The sequence below is a fragment of the Bacillus sp. GM2 genome (assembly GCF_056155945.1).
In genome coordinates, this window is the sequence record NZ_JBRKSZ010000008.1 from 432,654 (window position 1) to 453,419 (window position 20,766).

Here is a 20,766-nt window from a genome sequence, read left to right on the forward strand (position 1 = left end):
TGTGATTCCTCCCTTTAGCTGATGTTACTAGACTTTTAACCGGAGAAATTTTTGTTTAAACATGACCGTGTGCGCGAAAAATGAAGAAAGCCCCGGGGTGACCGGGGCTTGCAGACCGTTGACAAAACAGGTCGGATTTTAAAAATCCGACCTGTTTTTGTCCATTTTATTCTATTATTTCGATCAGAAGGCTGGCGGTTAGGACCTTTCCAGGTCCAATTCGCCAGCTTTTTCAGATTCATGGCAGCGAAAACAAGCATCGCCTGCATGGACAATTTTTTCTTTCCCCGTAAGGTTGTCCAGCGCAAGCCATGCTTATGTTTTAAATCGGCAAAAACTCGTTCGATCGTCTCTTTACGTTTGGCATAGATTTGTTTATTCTCTTCCGTATGCCGAAGATGATCAGCTTCGTCTAAATGATCCTGCCAGATATGTCTGTGAATCATCTTTCGATGATCTCTACTTTCTGTACACGTATGTAGTAATGGACATTGTTTACATCGATTTGGATCTGAAGCATACTCTCGATAACCTTGCCGATTGGTTGTGCGATAGGAGAGAATATGGTCTTGCGGGCAGATATAGACATCATAAAATTCATCGTAAACATACTCGTGTTTTCTCATGAATCCTTTTTTGGTTTGCGGACGCGTGTAAGGCATAACAGGGCGAACGTTTTCTTCATGAAGAAATTTTGCGATAACCGGTGTTTTGTATCCGGCATCAACTGCGACCGTATGAGGCTTGGCGACGCGCTCTTTCACTTGTTGAAACAGGGTCGTGAACACTTGGCTGTCATGAATATTGGCAGGCTCAACAACCGTCCCCAGCACAAATCCGTTCCGGTCACAAGCTGTATGAAAACCATAAGCAAAAAGGCGTTCCCGTTCACCCTTTACAAAATAGCCGCTCTCAGGATCTGTTGTACTTTCTTTTATTTCTCGTTCTTCTGAGCATTGCCTGGGCTTTAAGGGCTTTTTGCCGTTGGCTTCGCGATCGGCATTAATTTCTTGATCTAACTGTTCCTGATAAGCTCTTGTTTCTTTTCTTACGATCTTTTTCACAAACTTTTTCTTATTGGCATTCGCTTTGACATGTGTGCTGTCGATGAAGGCAACCGAAGGATCGACGAGGCCGAGATCCATGGCCTGACGTAAAATCCTATAGAAGATTGTTTCAAATAGGTCTGTGTCATGAAAGCGACGTTCATAGTTTTTACTGAAGGTTGAAAAGTGAGGGATTTTTTCAGAGAATCCATATCCAATAAACCAGCGATAGGCTACATCAGTTTCGATTCGCTTAATGGTTTCGCGCATGGAGCGATGACCAAACACGTATTGAATGAGCACCATTTTAATCAGTACAACAGGATCAATACTTGGACGCCCTTTTGAAGAATAAAGAGGGGCAACTTTTTGATAAATAAATGAAAAATCAATGGCTTCTTCCATCTTCCTGACCAAATGGTCTTCAGGTACAAGCTCACTTAAGGCAACGACTTCAAGCTGTTCACGCTGATCTTTAGAGTGTTTGGTCAACATGGTAAAACCTCCAAAAATTAGATTCCACACACATTTTAACAAAAAAAGCTTGTCGATCAAGCCACTTTTTTGTGACTTTGTCGACAAGCTGAAAGCCCCGGGGTGACCGGGGCTTGGCTTTTACCACTCTTTATCCTGTATAAACCGGTGAAACAACACGTTCAGCCTGCCGTACAGCTGCTCGCGGTCTCCGGTCTGGTACGCTTTTATACTTTCGTCACTTTCAATCATCGAAGAGCTGATCAAGCTCAAAATCTCAGAACCTTCCGGAGACAGATCGGCCGGCGCCAGCATGATGAGCATCCGCGTCATCTTCATGGCGCTTCCGTCCATCCCTTTGATCTCGAACGGTTTGGACAGATCATAAGCTTTAAAGAGGGGAATCGTGGCCGCTTCGCTTTTTAAATGGAACAGTGCGAAGGTGGTTCCGGGAATGCCGAGGCCCCCCTGTGCTTCTCTTGTCATCAGCCCGCCGGCCATCTGCCCTGCATCTGTAACCAGACCTTGATCTTCAAGGGTGCTGCAAATGCGTTTGACCGTATGTTCCAGGCTTGATTCAGCTTCCAGCGTTTCAACTGTAAAATGGCTCAGTAAATGTTGAATGCCGGCTGCGTAATGGCCGATTTTCCGCGCAATTTGAAGCATATCGGGAAACGGCTCCGGTTTTTTGGGAGCCATCCGCTTTTTCCGAAGGATGAGCGGGATTTTCCGGGTGAGCTGGTGTTTGATCTGTTTCACATCTTCTGTGTCAAGGAGCGGACTGACGGTGACGCAGTCAATGTTTTCATATGGGATCGGCACGGTTGAAACGATGATGTCATAGGCGCCGGTATTTTTCGATTTCAGCTCCATCAGAGAGGATATCTCAAAGGAAGCGATTTCAGGAAGCTCTTTTTTCAGCCGCGAGGCCAGCATCTTTGATGAACCGATTCCGCTCGAACAAATCACGAGCGCGCTGATGTCTACTTTTTGTTTGCTCATCTCAAGCGCCGATCCAAAGTGAAGGACGATAAAAGCAATTTCTTCATCTGGAAACCGGATTTCCGGAAAAAATGTTTCGACGCCCTCCTCTATGGCCATATATAAGAGAAAATAATCTTTTTTGACCTGTTCTGTTAACGGATTATGCACCGACATCTTTTCTTTGATCCGGATGATCGCCGGTTCAAGGTGGGCGATTAATCCTTCATAAAGCGAATGGTTGCCTGTTAAATTCGTGCCCGTTTTTTGCGAGATGAAATCGATCAGCTTTTTCGTCCTGAGCGCGGTATCCAGCTCGATATCTTCCACTCTGTAGTCGATTTTGAAGCTTTTGTTGGCACTTCTTAAATGCATCGTAATATACCCCGCCTCAGCTTCGGGAATCTTCACGTGAAACGCATCTTCAAGCGCCTTTGCAAGCGCAATCGCAAGTTCAAACTCTTTCGTACGCTTCAGGTCCGTCAATTCTTCTTCATTCATATTGATCATTTCACCGAGCTGTATCCGCTCGATCGCAAACGTCAAGTGGACGACGAGAGCGATGTATGCACTGTCGGAAAGGGAAAGTTCATACTTTTCTTTCATCTGAAACAGCACTTTTTCCGCTTTCAGCAATTTCCCCCTGCTGACGACACCGAATATTTTCTCCGGCGCTTCGTTCTTGCCTTTAATATTCATTTCGATCGTTTCCAGAAACTGCTGAACATCGAGTTTGTCGGCCATCAAGTTTCCGACGATTTTTCGCTTGGCATCCTCCGGCCCCCTCAGCTCTATGCCGTAGCCTCTTTTTCTGATCAGCGACAGGCCGAACGGAGCGATCCACTTCTCCAGCTCGTCAAGATCGTTGCTGATCGTTGCCGTCGTCACCTGCAAGTCATTGGCGATTGTATAAAGCTTGATCGGCTCTCCCGCTTCAATCATCGCGCATAAAATCAAAAGCTTTCGTTCATCGGCACTGTATTCGACATGGCTGTCCCGGGACAGATCTTCAAGAAGCCGCTGTTTGTCTCTGTAGACACCGACCAGTTTCAAGCCCTTTCCCGGCTGCTTATCAAGCTGAAGACTGTACTTGTCCAGAACGGATTTAACCGCTTTGAGCTCACGGTGGACCGTTCTTGTGCTGACTTCAATATAGTCGGCAATTTCATTGACCTTGACATAACGGTTTTGATGCAAAAGGTATTTCATCAATTTTTGTTCCCTTGCTGTCATATACATAAAACGCCGCCTCCGGTGTTGTCGTTTTTGCGGGAGTGAAAGGGGGTCCGGCGGTTGAAACGGTATCCCTATCATAAAACGCTGTTAAGAAATCTTCAATTCGAACTAATTAATTTTTTATTAAAATCTTCAAGAAGTGAAAAAACACCAGCCCTAGCTGATGTTTCAAGGTTAGGTTGCATCTGCGCCGCCCTGTTCATACATTCTGTTTCGGCAGCCCCCGCCCAGCTGCCGAACTTTTCCCGATTCTATCTGAAACTATGCTTTCAAATGGCTGATCACCAGTTTGAATAAAGAATGATCCTCTTTTAGTCCGCATACGTCCCGAAGCACGCCTTCATAGCCTTTTTCAGCGATCATGCTTTGAAGCTGAACGGCTTCCGGATCATCGGCACAATCAAACTGCAGCGCCAAGGCAATACCTTCTGCAAGGCGGACAGGTTCAAAGCCGAGGTCGCAAAGCTTCCTGGCCGGGCCGACAAGACGGTCATCCCTGCCAAGCTTGCGAAGCGGCGACCTGGCCACACGGGTGACATCGTCTGATAGGCATTCATTTTCAAAGCGCCCGATAATTTTTGTCATATATGCCCGGTGCTCTTCCTGTGTAAAATCGTATGTTTGAACAAGGTACTGGCCTGTTTCTTCAAGCGCTCCTGCCACCGTTTGGCGGACCTCCGGGTGATGAATGGCGTCTTTTATCGTCTTCAAACCTTTCTTATAGCCGGCATACGCCGCCATGGCATGTCCGGTATTGACCGTAAACAGCTTTCTTTCGATGAATGGCGCGAGATCCGGTACATATGTCACACCTTCAATATCCGGCACTTTTCCGGCGAATTCCGTTTGATCGACGGCCCATTCGAAAAAAGGCTCCACCGTTACTTTCAACAGATCATCATGATGCTGGATCGGCACAATTCTGTCGACTGCCGAGTTCGGAAAGCCGACTGAATCGCTGATTGCGGCGCGCTCTGTTTCAGTTAAGCGGGCAAAAATTTCCTCGCGAAGATGAGCGCTGCCTCCGATCATATTCTCGCAAGCTATGATATTTAAAGGCTGGGTATTTATTTTCATCCGGCGCTTCAAACCTTCTGCAATCGGCTCTGCGATCAGCTTAAGCACCGCAGGGCCCACCGCTGTGGTGACAAGGTCGGCTTTCGCTATCAAATCATACAATTCGTCAAGCTGGGTCGCACTGTTGATCGCCCGAACCGGGCCAATCGTTTCCTGCTTCCTTCCGGCATCGGCCAATTCGACGATATAGCGGCCCTTGTCGTTCAGTTCCTTGATCATGGCATCGTTTACATCGGCGAACACAACATCATACCCCGATTTGCAGAGCAAGGCTCCGATAAATCCGCGGCCGATGTTCCCCGCACCGAAATGCAGTGCAATCATATTTGGTCACCTTCTTCAAAAACCGCCATTAACTCGTCTTCATTTTTCGCATTGATGATTCGTTCGACATTGTCCGCTTCTGAGCAAACGATCGCAATCTTTGACAAAATCTCCAAATGCTCATCATTTTTCCCGGCAATGCCAAAAATCACTTTAGCGATATTGCCATCGCCGTATTCAACACCTTCCGGAAGCTGGATCACGGATATTCCGGAATGAAGAACATCGCGCTTGCTGTCTTCCGTACCATGCGGAATAGCAATTGCGTTCCCCATGTAAGTGGAAGTGAGGCCTTCCCTCTCCAACATTTTCTCGATATAATCCGCGGTCACATAGCCGGCGTCAACCAGCGCCTTTCCGGCCAGCCTGATCGCTTCTTCCTGCGTTGCGGCAGATTGATTGAGATGAATGTTTTCTTTTGCAAGTACTGGTTTCATTGGGAAATCACTCTCTTTCATACATGTTGTGTGAGCCTGAATAACAGGCTCACGGGTTCTCAAACTTTACTTTTTTAGCTGATTGATCAGTTCATCGTATTTTGGACTGTTAAGGAAATTTTCCACCGATATGTGTCTGGCGTTTGGAAGCTTCGCTTTTGCCCGTTCCGTTAAGTCTTTATGCGTGATGACGATGTCGGCATCTCCCGGCAGATTATTGATCGATGTATTGGATACGTCGATATCGAGTTCTGCTTTTTTGACTTTGTTTTTCAAAATGGATGCCCCCATCGCACTTGAGCCCATTCCGGCATCACACGCGAAAATGATCTTGCCGACATTTTCGTAAGGAGCCGCTGATTCTTCCGCTTCATCAGCCGAAGTCAATGCAGAAACGGCTTGGCTCTTCTTCCCTTTCATTTGCTGCATTTTTTCTGCTGCGGCTGTTAAATCTTCTTCGCCGGCTTTAGACGTTTTCAAAATCAAAGAAGCTACAATGAATGAAACGGCTGCCGCGACGAGAACACCAAGGATCACACCGATGTGGTTGCCTTTCGGCGTCATCGCCAGCACCGCAATAATGCTTCCCGGTGAAGGAACAGCCGCCAGCCCCGCATTAAAGATGGAGAATGTCAGCACACCGCTCGCTCCGCCCGCTATTGCAGCCAGGATTAACAGCGGTTTCATCAGAATGTAAGGGAAATAAATTTCGTGAATCCCGCCAAGGAAGTGAATCACTGCAGCGCCCGGTGCGGTCTGCTTTGATGTGCCTTTTCCGAAAATCATGTAAGCTAAAAGAATCCCGAGACCCGGACCTGGGTTCGCCTCCAAAAGGAATAAAATCGATTTTCCTGTCTGGGCGGCCTGTTCAATACCAATCGGGCTCAAAATACCGTGGTTAATCGCATTGTTAAGGAAAAGAACTTTCGCAGGCTCTACAAAAATACTTGCCAATGGAAGCAGATTCGCATTGACGATCACTTCCACGCCGGCCGCCAATGTTTTGTTCAAGCCGAGCACCACCGGACCGATCGCAAGAAAGCCGAGCACTGCCAAAATGAAACCGAGAATTCCAGCTGTAAAGTTGTTGATCAGCATTTCAAATCCGGAACGGACCTTATCTTTGAAAAGCCTGTCCGTCAATTTCATCAGGTAGCCGCCCAGCGGCCCCATGATCATCGCGCCGAGGAACATCGGAATGTCCGCGCCGACAATAACGCCTATCGCTGCAGTCGCACCGACGACGCCTCCGCGGTGGTCGTACACCATCTTACCGCCCGTGTATCCGATCAAGAGCGGCAGCAAAAATTTGATCATCGGATCAACCAATGAAGCTAGCGCCTCATTCGGCCTCCATCCCGTCGGAATAAACAGGGCGGTAATGATCCCCCATGCGATAAATGCACCGATATTCGGCATGATCATTCCGCTCAAATAGCTTCCGAAACGTTGAATCTTTACTTTGAAATCTGGATTTTGTCTTTCTTCCATTTTTCATAACCCTCCTTTGTTGTCCTTTCAAGCCTCTGATAAAAAAATGATGTCGAATAATGTCGGCTCCTTATCTTTATATTAAAACGCTTACAGATGACTGCTCAATTGAAAGAAAACGGCACTTTGGCAGGAGCCGTGTGACAAAATTTAATAGTTTCATTTTTTAGTCTGGTTTCGGCTGCTGCGGCCGACTCGAGGAAAATAAAGGCTCGCTGAAGCATTGCATAAAAAAAGACCATTCCTGATTGGAATGGTCTTTCTTCATCATATTCAGCTTTTCAGCGGCCCGTAGCCCGCCGCTCTCAAATTTTCCGCCATCGCTTCATACCCTCTGCTGTTTGGATGTACGCGGTCAATTGACAAATATTCTTTTTCGCGTCCTTTAAAGACAGCATAAGTATCGATCACCTTGATTTGCGGAGCGGACTCGAGCTGCTTTAAATGCCTGTTAAAGCCGGAAATCCATCTGTCCGCTAATTCGATCGACGGAAAAGGGTTGTATAAATTGAGAAGACGGACGAGGTAACGCGTATCTTTGTCTCCCTTTATGTCTCCGATTTTCTCAAGCATGCCTGAGTAGTTTTTCTGACAGTGTGAGGAAGCTTCCAAAAAGACGTGTTCATCCTTTTCTTTTTCATATATCTCCAGCGATTGCAGAAGGTCATTGCCGCAGCCCGTTATCGTGATGACGTCCGCTTTTTTGACCTGTTCCATGATGAACGGCTCGTTCAGCATCGCCAGAATGTCCGACGTTTCAAGACCCGATTTCGCAAATACAAGCAAAGAAACGTCTTCGTTCAAATCCTCTTCCATTTTCCTTTTATAGCGCTGGACAAACCCCGGCTCAAACAAACCTGCACCGACCCCGACGGTTAGAGAATCGCCGAGAGCCGTATATTGAAGCGTCATATCCTTTCCCCCTCCGGTATGCCGTTTTTTCGCGGCAGCTACCATATATGTACTCGGGAGAGGCTCGAAAGGATACTTTTCTTTTTTCCTAAAAACCTAACTTTCTCGAAATATCAAGCGCCGCCTTTTTCACTCTTTCGGTCAAGTAAGGAAGACGGTCTTTCTGAAAGCGGGCTTCAAACCCGGCGATGCTGATCCCCGCCACGACTTCGCGCTTATGATTGAAAATCGGCGCGGCGATCGCGGAGGTGTAGTCTTCGAGCTCCGAATGACTGACCGTGCATCCGCTCCGGTACGACTCATTCAAAATGCGGAGCAGCTCGGTCTTATCCCGGATCGTACCGGAAGCGATCGGCACCAGCTCTGTTTTCTTGATATAGGCATCCCGCTCCTCTTCAGGCAAAAACGTCAGAATGCTTCTCGCGCAGGCTCCGGCATATAAAGGGGACCGCCTCCCGATCGCTGTATAGAGGCGAACAGTCTGCGTGCCCTCAATTTTTTCGATATACATCGCTTCATTTCCCTGCCTCACGATCAAATGGACGGCTTCATCCACGTCATCGCGGAGTTTTTCCATGATAGGCAGAGCGATTTTTCGAATATCAAGCCTTTCTGAAACAAGGTGGCCGTATTGCAAAAACAGCAGTCCTAAAGCATACATCCCGTTCTCGTCACGGTCGAGAAAACCCATTTCTTCGAGAGAACAAACCATGCGGTAGACAGATGTTTTCGGCATGCCTGTCAACTCAATCATGTCGCCCAGTGAGAGCCTTTCTCTCGTCAGGAACAGATTGAGCAGGGTCATAGCTTTGACAACTGTTTTGTTTTTATGTTCCATGCCTTCCCCTCCTGATACACATCACACCTATCATAACATGTATTCAAGCTTCAACCGGGCGGAAAGTTCGCTGATTTTTGTCTCCCGTTCGATGTACATGCGCTCTGCTTCCTGAAGGCTGACAAGCTGAAACTGCACCTGCTCGCCCGGCATCATCTGCGTCACCTGCGAAAAATCGGCGGATACGATATGGGCGATTCTCGGATATCCGCCCGCTGTCTGTCTGTCTGCGAGAAGAACGATCGGATTGCCGTCAGGCGGCACCTGAATCGTTCCGAACGATACAGCTTCAGAGATCATTTCCAGCGGCTGAGTGAGTTCGAGCGCTTCTCCTTGAAGTCGGTACCCCATCCGGTCGGATTTGGCCGTCACCCGGAATGTGTCCGCGAAAAAGCGTTCTTGCGATGATGAGGTGAAGCAAGCGAACTGATCGCCTTTAATGACACGAATGACCGGGTTCTTTTTTAACGGGAGAAAATATTTGCGGTCGACAGCCCACTTCGGAGCCGCAAAGCCCAAGCCATTGCCATGGTCTGCAAGCTTTTTGCACATCGCTTCCGACAACGGCGCCGGGCTGCCTGGCGATAACACGTCTCCCTTTTGAAGCGCCCTTCCTTGAAAGCCGCCGAGCCCTGCTCTGACATATGTGCTTTTGCTTTCCATCACAGGCGGCACATCAATCCCCCCGGCTACCGCCATATATGCACGGCTGCCGCGCTTGCACATGCCGAATGTCAACACGCTGCCTTCTTTGATGAAAACCGGACGCCAAAGCGGGACTTCTTCATCATTTACCATCAGTGAAAAGTCAGCGCCCGTCACCGCTATAAGAGCCGGTTTTTGAAAGCGGAGAGACGGCCCCGGTCCCATTAGCGTCACTTCAAGCGCAGCTTCGTTCTGGCTGTTTCCCGCGAGGAGATTGGCAATCCGCAAAGAATCGGCATCCATGGCCCCGCTGACAAGCACGCCGTATTTTTGAAAACCTGCACGGCCCAAGTCTTGAACCGTCGTCATCAGACCCGGCTTTAACACTTCTATGCTCAAGATTTTCCCTCCTTCAGCGCGTGATACTCCTCTTCTGTCACGCTGACAAATTTCACGATATCCCCTGCTCTCAGAAGGCTCGGAGGCTGTTCATAAGGCTTGAATAATTCAAGCGGCGTATTGCCGATCAGCTGCCAGCCGCCCGGCGTTGAAAGGGGATAGACGCCTGTTTGCATGCCGGCGATTCCCACTGAGCCGGCGGGAATCGAAGTCCGCGGAGAGGACCGCCGCGGCGCGGCTATCTTTTCAGACATTCCGCCTAAGTAAGGGAAGCCCGGCGCAAAGCCGATCATATAAACGAGGTACTCACCCGAGGTGTGAATATCGATGACTTCCTGAGCAGTCAGTCCGTTGATGTCGGCCACTTCCTCCAAATCAGGGCCGAAACGGCCGCCGTAACAAACCGGAATTTCCACCGTACGCTGATTTGTTTCTTCTTCCATTGTGAGCTCTTGGAGATGATGTTCGATGAGGGCTTTTACCTTTTTATACGGAGAATCAACAGCCTTGCCGCTCTCCATCTTGCGGTATACTTCAAATGGCTGATAGAAAACGGTCACACTCGTGAAAGCCGGCACACACTCAATAAAACCGGGAAACGGATCGTTTTCAATCCGCTTTGTCAGCGCGCTGACGACACGATGCGTCTGTTCGCTTATCCCCTCTACGAGCTGAATGATAACCGCAGAGTCGCCGAGCGGAGACATTGTCACATTCGATAGATTTTTCAATTCTGTTTCACCTTGCCTTTCATCCCCTTAAATCAAAAATCAATACAGATAAACTCCTCTGTATTGATTTTGAGATCCTATAACACGCCAAATTGTTCGTCCCGAACATCGGTAACCAGCATATGGCCGGGCGAATGCGTGATCATCAGCTCCGGCTTTACGTGCATTGCGACGGCCTGAGGGGTGACGCCGCAAGCCCAAAATACCGGAACTTCCCCTTTTTTTATCGTGACCGCATCGCCGAAAACGGGTTTTGCGATGTCTGTTATACCGATGGCTTCAGGACTGCCGATATGGACAGGCCCTCCGTGAACGGCGGGAAACCTTGATGTAACCTGAACGGCACGCACCGCCTGCTCTTCCGGAACCGGCCTCATACTGACGACCATCGGCCCTTGAAAACGGCCTGCCGGGACACAAGGAATATTCGTTTGATACATCGGAACATTTCGCTTTTCTTCAATGTGTCTGACAGGGATTCCGTTATTGATTAACGCTTGTTCAAACGTAAAGCTGCAGCCGATTAAAAAACCGACCATGTCGTTTTCCCATAAAGAATGGATATCGGTCACTTCATCCGCCAATTCGCCACGCCTGTATACGCAGTATTTCGGAAAATCGGTGCGGATATCGTCGTCCGGCGCCGTGATGAACGGAACCGGAGATCCGGGATCTGTGACATCGAGAATCGGACACGGCTTTTGATTGCGCTGGCAAAACAGCAAAAATTCAAAAGCGAGCTCTTTTTTCAAAATCACCAGGTTTACCTGGGTAAAACCCCCGGCCATACCGGCTGTTGGACCCGTTATTTCCCCTTTTCGAATCAGGGCCCTGACTTCGTCAGGGCGCATTTCATTTACATGACGCAACGATATCATCCCCATAACTTAGGAATTTCAGTGATTAACGTATAGCCTCCCATGACCGCCATGACAATAACGACCAGAATACCCGGAATTGTAAGCCAGATCGGATGCCTGTAGTCGCCGACGATATTCTTCTTATACGCGCCGATCAAAAGGGAGCCGAGTGCGATCGGTAAGATTAAGCCGTTTAATGCGCCGGCAAGCACGAGAAGGTTGACCGGCTTTCCAATTGTTACAAAGCAAATCGTTGATACAATAATAAAGACATTAATAATGCCGCGCGAATTCTTTTCAATTTTCGGAGAAAACGTTTTAAAGAAAGATACGGACGTATAAGCAGCGCCGATTACAGATGTAACGGCAGCTCCCCACATGACGAGGCCGAAGATTTTGTATCCGACATTTCCTGCGGCATGCTGGAATACTGATGCCGGCGGGTTATCCGGATTAATGTGCAGGCCTTTTGAGACGACTCCAAGTACGGCAAGGAAAAGCGCAATCCTCATGACAGACGTGATCAAAATGCCGGAAACAGAACTTTTCGTTACTTCAGGGATTGAATCCTTCCCTTTAACACCCGCATCAAGCAATCGGTGTCCGCCGGCAAATGTAATGTACCCGCCGACCGTACCGCCGACAAGCGTTATAATCGCAAGATAATCAATGTTATCAGGCATGACTGTCTTCGTTATCGCTTCCCCTACCGGAGGTCCGGTGGTGACAGCGACGTACACCGTCAGTAAAATCATGACAAAGCCTGCGATCAGCGTAAACCTGTCCATCGCTTTTCCCGCTTCTTTAATGACAAAGATCAAAATCGCGATGACGGCGCTGATGATGGCTCCCATCTGCGGCGAAATGCCGAATAAAACCTGAAGGCCGAGACCGGCGCCTCCGATATTGCCGATGTTGAAGGCAAGCCCGCCCAGAACGACAAGAAAGGCGATAAAATAGCCGAGTCCCGGTAAGACGAGGTTGGCGATTTCCTGCCCTCTTTTTTCAGAAACCGCAATAATTCTCCACACATTGGTTTGGGCGAAAATATCTAAAATGATGGAAACGAGGATGACAAAGCCGAAGCTTGCGGCCAAAGATTGTGTAAATACTGTGGTTTGTGTTAAAAATCCCGGCCCGATTGCAGATGTGGCCATTAAAAAAGCGGCGCCCAAAAGCAACGTCCAGTTGCCTGCTGGCGCTTTTGTTTTTTTATTTTGTTTCAAATGGTATTCCTCCTTTTGTCAACATCATGTAGAAAAAGCTTGTATTTTAATATCTGCTGCTCTGAGTTCGCGGCGGATTTTTTTCGCAAACTGAAGCGCGTGTGCACCATCTCCGTGAATGCACACCGTATCTGCTTTAAGGCTGACATCCGTTCCTTGCAGGCTGCGGACTTTGCCTTCTTTGACCATGCGGATCACCTGACCGACGGCTTCATCATCATCATGAATCAGCGCATCATTCTGGCGGCGGGAAGTCAGCGTTCCGTCTTCCTGATATGTACGGTCGGCGAACACTTCGTGAGCCGTTTTCAAACCGGCTCTTTCACCGGCAAGCACAAGTTCGCTTCCCGCCAAACCGAATAAAATCAGTTCCGGGTCCGTTTGATAAACGGCACGCGCGATCGCATCCGACAGTTCCCGGCTTTGCGCCGCCATATTATACAGTGCGCCATGGGGTTTCACATGCTGCATGGTCACGCCTTCTGCTTTTAAAAATCCTGAAAGCGCACCGATTTGATACACGACAAGATCGTATGCTTCTTCAGGCGAAATCGCCATATTGCGGCGCCCGAATCCCGCTAAATCGGGAAGTCCCGGATGCGCGCCGATTTTCACGCCTTTTTCCGCCGCCATTTTGACGGTTTTGCGCATGACACCAGGGTCTCCGGCATGAAATCCGCAAGCGATGTTGGCTGATGTAACAAATTCGAGAATCTCCTCATCGAGCCCGATTTTATAAGCGCCGAAGCTTTCTCCAAGATCGCAGTTTAAATCAACTTGATTCATCAAATCCCCCCTATATATTGATGCACATTCGGTCGAATTTTAGTATATCCCTCATTTTGTTCCGATTTTCGGAACCTTAATTCCGAATAATCAAACTTGAATAGATTATATCAAGGATTTGCCCGCTTGGCATCATATTGTTAGAAAACCTCACATAAAATAAATCATTTTTCCTAAAAAGTTTTAGCTGAAAAACCTGATTTCACAAGGTTTTTTCAGCTTGCTTCAGTCCATGAATATTTTTTATTTTGCACAAAAAAAAGAGCCGCAAATCGGCTCTTTTTTCGGCTAGGACAACACCCAATGCCTGATCGCTTTTGCGACTCCGTGTTCGATATTGGAATCCGTGATCCAGTCTGCGGTTTCTTTGACGATTTCCTGGGCGTTCCCCATGGCAACGCCTAAACCCGCTTCTTTGATCATGGCGATATCATTTAAACTGTCTCCGACCGCCATCACATGTTCCATCGTAAAGCCGAGGCGCTCGCATACTTTTGCCAAAGCGGCCGCTTTATTGATCCCGATGGCGTTGACTTCAATATTGGTCGGGCTTGAATTGCTGACTTCCAATTCTTTGTTCTTTTTCAGCTCTTCCAGGACCCGGTTTCTGACGTCGTCATCCGGAATATCAAAGCCGAATTTCAGCCATTCATACGCCTGAATATCCTCAGGAAACTCGCCTCTCCACACTTTATCGACGCTGGCGGCCCAGAAATCGGTGTTGTGCAGATTTCGCAAATCCCACATCATTTGGACATGATCGGGATGAAGCAGCTGGCGCTCGACCAGGTTAAAAGACGAATCCCAGATTTCACTGCCGTTTGCCGTGATCAAAAAAGAAGACAGTTCGAGCGACTCCGCCAACTCCCGGCACGTCATCAGCGTCCGGCCGGTGCTGAGCACGACATAAATCCCTTTTTCCTCGGCTTCTTTAATCGCATTTCTGTTTTCATCAGAAATGGTCTGTTCATCATTTAAAAGTGTTCCATCCATATCCAGAGCTACTAGCTTCACATCGATTCGATCTCTTTGACTGACTGACACGATATTTAAGATACCTCACTTTTTTTAGGCTTTTATCTATTCTAATATAAAAATCGGCCAGGACAAAGAAAACTTAAACGAGCTGTTCCGCCGCCCGTGCGATATGTTCTGCGGTCAAACGGTAATATTTTTTCAAATAATCGATCGTCCCGACTTGTCCGAATGCTTCATGAACCCCGATTCTCTTGAGCGGAGCGGGATGATGTTCACTCAGCACTTCCGCGACTGCGCTTCCCAATCCGCCTATAACATTATGGTTTTCTGCCGTGACAATCGCATTCGTTTTTTGTGCGTAACGAATCACGGTTTCTTGATCGATCGGCTTGATGCAATACATATCGATGACCGCTGCATCGATCCCTTTTTCTTTTAGCAGTTCCGCCGCCTGCAAAGCTTCGGCGACCATGATGCCGCTGGCAAACAATGCCGCATCGCTGCCGTCTATGAGAATTTTTGCTTTTCCGTCTGCAAATGTTTCATGTTCATCATAAAGTCTGACCGCCTTTTTTCTGATCGTCCTGATATAGTGAATGCCGTACTCTGCCGCAGCCTTTTTGATCAAAAATTGGAGCATTGCTGCATCGCTCGCTTCATAAACAAAGGCATTCGGGATTAGCCGGGCGAGTCCCAAATCTTCAAAGGCCATGTGGGTTCCGCCGTTATGTTCAGCCGTAATTCCCGAATCTGAACCGAGAATCTTGATGTTTGTTTTGGCATAGGCACCTGAAACAAACAGCTGATCAAAGCAGCGTCTTGTCGCAAACTGGGCGAACGTGTGAACAAACGGGATTCTTCCGGTTAACGAAAGCCCGGCCGCAATCCCTATCATATTGGCTTCCATAACCCCGCAATTGATCACTTGCTCAGGAATGCGCCGTTTAATTTTGTCCATGGAAATCGAGCTCATCAAATCCGCTTCCAACGCCACGATGTCCGCGTTTTCCTGAGCCAGTTCATAAACGGCCGAGCTGTATGCCTGCCTCATTTCGACAGCATCCAGCTTTAGATTTGCTGCCGCCTCATTCATGCCCTCACTTCCTTTTCTTTAAGCGTCATGATGATCTTTTCGATGATGCGGTTTTGTTCATCATTCGCTCTAATATGGTGGCTGTTCTCCATATTTTCAAAATAAGGGATGCCCTTTCCCTTCACCGTATCAAGGATGACGGCAACCGGCCTTTCCCGCTGGGCTTCTCCTCTTTTGACCGCTTGATAAATCGCATCAGGTTCATGTCCGTTTACCCGTTCGGAATAAAACCCGTAAGGCTGAAAATTTGCTGACAAAATCCAGCGGATCGATAATGTCTTTAGTCGGACCGTCCAGCTGTTGTTTATTATCATCCACAAACACATAAAGATTGTGGAGCTTATGGTGTGCCGCGAATTGGATCGCTTCCCAGCATTGACCTTCGTTCAGCTCTCCGTCGCCGACAATGACAAAGGTCCGGTTAGTGCGTCCTGAAAGCTTGTGCGACAGCGCGACTCCTGTCGCAGCCGAGATTCCCTGGCCCAGCGACCCGGTCGTCATATCGACTCCCGGGGTTAAATTCCGGTCAGGATGCGACGGAAGAGCCGTGCCGTTTCGGTTTAGCGTATAGAGCACATCTTCTTCAAAATAGCCGGTAAGATGAAGCGCTGCATACAAGGCGGGGCCGCCGTGCCCTTTTGAAAGGATCAAGAAGTCCCGATCTTCCCACGACGGATTGGCGGGATCTATTTTCATCACCTTTCCATACAAAACGGCCAACACATCGGCGATTGACAAACTGCCCCCATAATGCCCAAAACCGAGGTGATGAAGCTGTTTCAGTATCAGCAGCCTGATTTGATCACGAAAACGTTCCATATCGATTTCCCTCACTGATTGCCCACTCCTTTACGCTTCAGCTTTATGATCGGACTTCTCCGCCTTTCCGCGTTTAAAGCCCAGTAAGACCGCACCAGCCAATACCGCTGCGATTCCAATTACAACTCCTCCGGCCCCCAGCAGTTTCAACGCATGGCCAAGCACGATTCCTGTCGCGGCAAAGTCGGTATCGGAAAATGTCGTATTGGCAAAGCCTAAATCACCCATGACCGGCAGCAGAAACACAGGGAAAAACGTAATGATCAGACCGTTGACAAAAGACCCCAAGACCGCTCCCCGTATCCCCCCTGCAGCGTTTCCGAAGACGCCGGCCGAGGCTCCTGTGAAAAAGTGGGGAACCACTCCGGGAAGAACGATGACGGCTCCGGCTGCTCCGAGAATCAACATGCCGGTAATGCCGCCAATGAAGCTGCAAAAAAAGCCGATTAATACGGCGTTTGGCGCGTACGGAAAAATGATCGGACAATCCAGTGCCGGCTTGGAATCCGGCACAAGTTTGTCAGATATGCCTTTAAAAGCCGGAACGATCTCTGCAAGCACGAGTCTGACTCCCGAAAGAATAATAAACACCCCTGCCGCAAATGTGACCGCTTGAATAACGGAGAAGACAAGGTAATGTGTACCGCCGCTCAACTCGCGCTCCACATAGCCCGCCCCTGCAAATAAGGCTATCAAAACGTACAAGATGGTCATGGTGAGCGCAATGCTGACAGAACTGTCCCTTAAAAATCCGAGGCCCTTCGGAAACCGGATTTTTTCAGTCGAGCGCGAGCCCTTGCCTGCTGCTTTGCCGATTAACCCGGACACAGCGTAACCGATTGAAGAAAAGTGGCCGAAAGCGACCTTATCATTGCCGGTTATCTTTTTCATAAAAGGCTGAACCATCGCCGGAAACACACTCATTGTCAAGCCGAGCGAAACCGCTCCGACGCCGATCAAAAACGGACCCTTCAAACCCGCCACCGCCAGTATGACGGCGATTAAACAAGCCATATACAATGTGTGATGGCCCGTCAAAAAAATGTATTTTAATCTCGTAAAACGGGCGATTAAGATGTTGGACAGCATCCCGAAAAACATAATCAGCGCTGTCGCCGTCCCGTATTCATTGAGCGCCATCGCGACAATCGCTTCATTGTTCGGAACGACGCCGTTCACATGAAAGGCCGCTTGAAACATCTTTCCGAACGGCTCAAGCGAACCAACAAGAATACCCGCCCCGGCTGAAATCACGATAAAACCTAAAAACGATTTCGTCGTCCCTTTCACGATTTCATTAGCCGGCTTTTTTTGAAGCAGAAGACCGATAAGAGAAATAGCTGCAATTAATACAGCTGGCTGGCTTAACACATCCATCATCAGCTTTAGCGCTCTTTCACCCATTTGCAGTTCCTCCTTTTCTGTGATTAAAGCACTCCTTTTTCCTGCAATGTTTTAACCAGTTTTGTTTTCAGTTCATCCATGTCTATAATGCTTTCAAGCACGACGATATCCCGCAGGTGGGCTGCTCCTTCCGCAATATCTTTGGCAACGACAAACAAATCCGCTTGATCAGGAGACGCTGAGCTCAAATCCGAATGATCCACCTCGATCTCCATTAACCCCATTTCCTGCAAAATATCCTTAATATTCATTTCCAGCATAAAACTGCTTCCGAGTCCTGATCCGCAAACGGCCAATATCTTCATGGTACCCCTCCTGTTTTTAATTGGATGAATAGGCTTCGATTAAACGTTTGATATGCTCCAACGACTCGGTTTCCTTTAAGGACTCCTGATTTTCCTTATTGCTGAGAAGCCGGGTCAGTTGGGAAAGTGCTTTCAGATGTGTCGTATGGTCAACCGCCGCAATGCAAAACAAAAGCCTGACCGGGTACTGTTCATCATCCAAAAAATAGACCGGTTCCTTCAGTTTCAGGAGACTCATTCCCACCTTTCGGACGCCCTTTTCAGGTCTTGCATGCGGGACGGCAATCTCGGGGCCGATGATCATATAAGGTCCCATTTTTTTGACATTGTCAATCATGGCATCTGTGTATTCCTTCAAGATCACCTCCTTATCAAGCAAAGGCTTTGCCGCTGTTTGAATCGCTTCTTCCCAGCTTTTGATTTGGTCAGCCATTTGAATGGTTTCGTCTGTCAGCAGATCTTTCAGCACTGGTCGTTTCCCCCTTGTTTCCGTCACTTTTTGAATAAATACAATATTTTCCAATGCTTCTCTTAGGCCTTTTTCGTCTATGATTTTGGCATGCTTCTTGAGGATGTGAAGAAATTCGTCTGTCAAAAGCTCCTTTTGCTTCACGCCGAACAGTTCCTGATACACTTCATTGACAAGCCTGCTTTTTTCAGCGGGCGTCATCAGCGGCCCGACCATGTAGTATCGCTTTTTAGTTTTAAGCTCAACGGTGGAAAACACGGCATCATAACGGTCAAAGACGTCAGGTGTGAATTCCTGCAAAGACATCGCCTTCTCAACGACAATCTCTGAAAATAGCGATTCAAGCTGGCGCCTGACCATCAAGGATGAGCTGACGCCGCTCGGGCAAATGACGACAGCCGTCTTTTTCGATGATCCGGATTTTACCGGCTGCTCAAGCAATGCACCAAAGTGAATCGTGATAAAGCCGATTTCTTCTTCTGGAACCGGTTTGTTCAGCAGCGCTTCAAGGTGCCGCATCAGCTTTTGAACGATGGTAAACAGTTCTTTGTGCTCTTTCTTAATTTTGCTGAGCAGGGGATTGTGAATCGGGATGCGGTATTTCATTCTGAAATATGCCGGCTTCAAGTGACGGTAAAGAGATTCCGCCACCTCGCGTCTCCTTGGAAATGTGATGCATGCCCTTGATTCAAATTCAAACACAAGCTTTTCACACAGCTGATAAAGCGGATCATGCGCCGGCTGTTGTCCGAATGAAAGCCCGAGCAGCTGGATCAAAATGTAGCAAAGTTCGGTTTCATGGACGGGAATCCGAAGTTCATTCACAAGCCTTACGGCTGCGTTTTTCAGCGGACTTTGCTTTAAAAGCTCCCCCTCCTCCTGGTGAAAACGGACAATTTTCCCTTCGGCCACTCTGATCGAATACATCATCAGAAAGTAAACAAATTCATTGAGCCTTTCTTCAACGAGTTGAATCCTGTATTCTTTCGAGACAAGTTCAACCGCTCTTTTCGTTTCTTGTTGTGTGTGATCGCATGAGCCGGAAACTTTTAAAATATAATGAAGGATTTCTTTGCCGTAAGGCTTTTGTAAAAAGTAAGAAAGGTGGTGCATGACCGGAACTCTTTTATCAAACTCGCTTCCTATTAAATGATAGCCGCGCTGTCTTGTATATCTGATCGCCACCAAAAACGGAGTCAGCGCTTCATTCGCTTTTTTCACATCATTCATGACCGTATTTTTGCTGACCTGCAATAACTGTGTCAGATGAGCGGATGAAATCGGCTCCCTGCGGACAAACAGGAACATGTACAAGGCTTTGATCCGCTCTTCCTGTGTAAAAATAAACGAGCGGCCGATGTCTGAACAGGCTTCGGAGAACCGCAATTCAAGCAATTTTTCCGGAACGGCCAGCCGGTTTTTTCTTTTATATTCGATTTCAGGCAGCTGCTTGCCGGTCAGCCAATGATTGATTTTGTCCAGGTCATAGCAGATTTGCCGTTTTGATAATTGAAAATGATCAAGCAGCTGATGCATTGTCGCTTCTCTGACACGCAGCAAATATTGGAGCAATTGAGCCGGACGTTTCTCGTTGATCATTTTTGCGCCCCCCTTATTGTCATCATATAATAAAGCGTTTTCATTTTGTTTGCCGATTGGGTACAATTCATGGGACTTCCGATCTTCAAGATTGGTCTGATATCCTTCTTTTTTATCGTACAAGCATGAAAAAACCTCTCAAAAGATGTTGAGAGGTTTTTTTCTATCAATCAGCTGTCATGCCAATATGCTTTCATCAAATCTTCCGACCACTTCGGCTGTATGATTTGCCCTTTCGGAAGAAACTCTTTCATCACCGGTTTGATATCGATTACAGGTGTTCCGTCAATCGCATCCAACCCTTTTACTACAAGCTTGCTCTCCGATTTTTCAAGAAGGGTGACAACAGTCGCGCCGAGCCTGTTCGGCCTGTTTTTTCCGCGCTGGGCGAAAATTCCTGTCTCAGGATAGTTTTGATTGTTTCTCGGGCGCCTCGCTTGATATTGTATTTGATCCTCTTTTACTTGATGAAAGTAAAAGATAATGTCCAAATGGGAAAATGCTTCGATCCCTTTTAAAGCGTCCGGATGGATATCTTCAGCCAATTCAATTTCAGAAATCACATCGCCCCAATGATCATCCTTCGGCACAGTCCGCAAGTTTTTCACAAACGCGACAGGCTTTATTTCTATCAAA

At 47.8% G+C, this 20,766-nt stretch carries 20 protein-coding genes; all 20 read right to left on the reverse strand.

All coding sequences use genetic code 11. The features are described 5' to 3' along the window. Positions 1-35: 35 nt before the first annotated feature. Positions 36-1,541: an IS1182 family transposase gene (locus ACVC9U_RS16990; RefSeq protein WP_441391317.1), complete on the reverse strand. Its 1,506-nt coding sequence runs from the start codon at positions 1,539-1,541 to the stop codon at positions 36-38. Positions 1,542-1,661: 120 nt separating this feature from the next. Continuing rightward, positions 1,662-3,740, reverse strand: coding sequence for a BglG family transcription antiterminator (locus ACVC9U_RS16995; protein WP_441391318.1), 2,079 nt, complete (start codon positions 3,738-3,740; stop codon positions 1,662-1,664). A gap of 258 nt (positions 3,741-3,998) precedes the next feature. Then, on the reverse strand, positions 3,999-5,138 hold the full coding sequence (locus ACVC9U_RS17000) for a mannitol-1-phosphate 5-dehydrogenase (RefSeq protein ID WP_075753906.1): 1,140 nt from the start codon (positions 5,136-5,138) through the stop codon (positions 3,999-4,001). Then, the gene (locus ACVC9U_RS17005; RefSeq protein WP_020450212.1) at positions 5,135-5,575 is read right to left on the reverse strand and encodes a PTS mannitol transporter subunit IIA; all 441 of its coding nucleotides are present in this window, start codon (positions 5,573-5,575) and stop codon (positions 5,135-5,137) included. The genes ACVC9U_RS17000 and ACVC9U_RS17005 overlap by 4 nt, the downstream gene beginning before the upstream one ends. Before the next feature lie 66 nt (positions 5,576-5,641). Beyond that, the gene (locus tag ACVC9U_RS17010) at positions 5,642-7,066 is read right to left on the reverse strand and encodes a PTS mannitol transporter subunit IIBC (protein ID WP_075753904.1); all 1,425 of its coding nucleotides are present in this window, start codon (positions 7,064-7,066) and stop codon (positions 5,642-5,644) included. A 273-nt stretch (positions 7,067-7,339) separates the two neighbouring features. Then, entirely contained in the window at positions 7,340-7,978 is a 639-nt protein-coding gene (locus ACVC9U_RS17015; protein WP_075753902.1) for a GDSL-type esterase/lipase family protein, read from the reverse strand. Positions 7,979-8,066: 88 nt separating this feature from the next. Further along, a complete protein-coding gene (locus tag ACVC9U_RS17020; RefSeq protein WP_075753900.1) occupies positions 8,067-8,816 on the reverse strand; it encodes an IclR family transcriptional regulator in 750 nt (249 codons plus the stop codon). A gap of 30 nt (positions 8,817-8,846) precedes the next feature. Further along, positions 8,847-9,860 (reverse strand): 5-oxoprolinase subunit C family protein, encoded by a 1,014-nt coding sequence (locus tag ACVC9U_RS17025; RefSeq protein ID WP_279600124.1) that lies wholly within the window; start codon positions 9,858-9,860, stop codon positions 8,847-8,849. Continuing rightward, entirely contained in the window at positions 9,857-10,567 is a 711-nt protein-coding gene (gene pxpB, locus ACVC9U_RS17030) for a 5-oxoprolinase subunit PxpB (RefSeq protein ID WP_441391623.1), read from the reverse strand. Before pxpB ends, ACVC9U_RS17025 begins: the two co-directional genes overlap by 4 nt. A gap of 101 nt (positions 10,568-10,668) precedes the next feature. After that, complete coding sequence (locus ACVC9U_RS17035; protein WP_441391319.1) at positions 10,669-11,475, reverse strand: putative hydro-lyase; 807 nt, start codon at positions 11,473-11,475, stop codon at positions 10,669-10,671. Then, positions 11,466-12,677 carry an NRAMP family divalent metal transporter gene (locus tag ACVC9U_RS17040; protein ID WP_441391320.1) on the reverse strand — a complete coding sequence of 404 codons (1,212 nt, stop codon included), beginning with the start codon at positions 12,675-12,677 and terminating at the stop codon, positions 11,466-11,468. Before ACVC9U_RS17040 ends, ACVC9U_RS17035 begins: the two co-directional genes overlap by 10 nt. A 24-nt stretch (positions 12,678-12,701) precedes the next feature. After that, positions 12,702-13,463, reverse strand: a complete 762-nt coding sequence (gene pxpA, locus ACVC9U_RS17045; RefSeq protein WP_048350569.1) for a 5-oxoprolinase subunit PxpA — start codon at positions 13,461-13,463, stop codon at positions 12,702-12,704. Between the two features lie 288 nt (positions 13,464-13,751). After that, on the reverse strand, positions 13,752-14,507 hold the full coding sequence (locus ACVC9U_RS17050; RefSeq protein WP_020450202.1) for a Cof-type HAD-IIB family hydrolase: 756 nt from the start codon (positions 14,505-14,507) through the stop codon (positions 13,752-13,754). A gap of 73 nt (positions 14,508-14,580) precedes the next feature. After that, positions 14,581-15,534: a transketolase family protein gene (locus ACVC9U_RS17055; RefSeq protein ID WP_441391321.1), complete on the reverse strand. Its 954-nt coding sequence runs from the start codon at positions 15,532-15,534 to the stop codon at positions 14,581-14,583. Then, positions 15,531-15,791, reverse strand: coding sequence for a thiamine pyrophosphate-dependent enzyme (locus ACVC9U_RS17060; protein ID WP_441391322.1), 261 nt, complete (start codon positions 15,789-15,791; stop codon positions 15,531-15,533). Before ACVC9U_RS17060 ends, ACVC9U_RS17055 begins: the two co-directional genes overlap by 4 nt. Further along, positions 15,736-16,368 carry a transketolase gene (locus ACVC9U_RS17065; RefSeq protein WP_441391323.1) on the reverse strand — a complete coding sequence of 211 codons (633 nt, stop codon included), beginning with the start codon at positions 16,366-16,368 and terminating at the stop codon, positions 15,736-15,738. Before ACVC9U_RS17065 ends, ACVC9U_RS17060 begins: the two co-directional genes overlap by 56 nt. 15 nt (positions 16,369-16,383) lie before the next feature. Next, entirely contained in the window at positions 16,384-17,757 is a 1,374-nt protein-coding gene (locus ACVC9U_RS17070) for a PTS ascorbate transporter subunit IIC (RefSeq protein WP_145608015.1), read from the reverse strand. A gap of 23 nt (positions 17,758-17,780) precedes the next feature. Beyond that, complete coding sequence (locus ACVC9U_RS17075) at positions 17,781-18,062, reverse strand: PTS sugar transporter subunit IIB (RefSeq protein ID WP_003179002.1); 282 nt, start codon at positions 18,060-18,062, stop codon at positions 17,781-17,783. A gap of 16 nt (positions 18,063-18,078) precedes the next feature. Then, entirely contained in the window at positions 18,079-20,130 is a 2,052-nt protein-coding gene (locus tag ACVC9U_RS17080) for a BglG family transcription antiterminator (RefSeq protein WP_441391324.1), read from the reverse strand. 170 nt (positions 20,131-20,300) lie between these two features. Further along, a complete protein-coding gene (tsaA, locus tag ACVC9U_RS17085; protein ID WP_243943464.1) occupies positions 20,301-20,765 on the reverse strand; it encodes a tRNA (N6-threonylcarbamoyladenosine(37)-N6)-methyltransferase TrmO in 465 nt (154 codons plus the stop codon). Position 20,766: the final 1 nt, after the last annotated feature.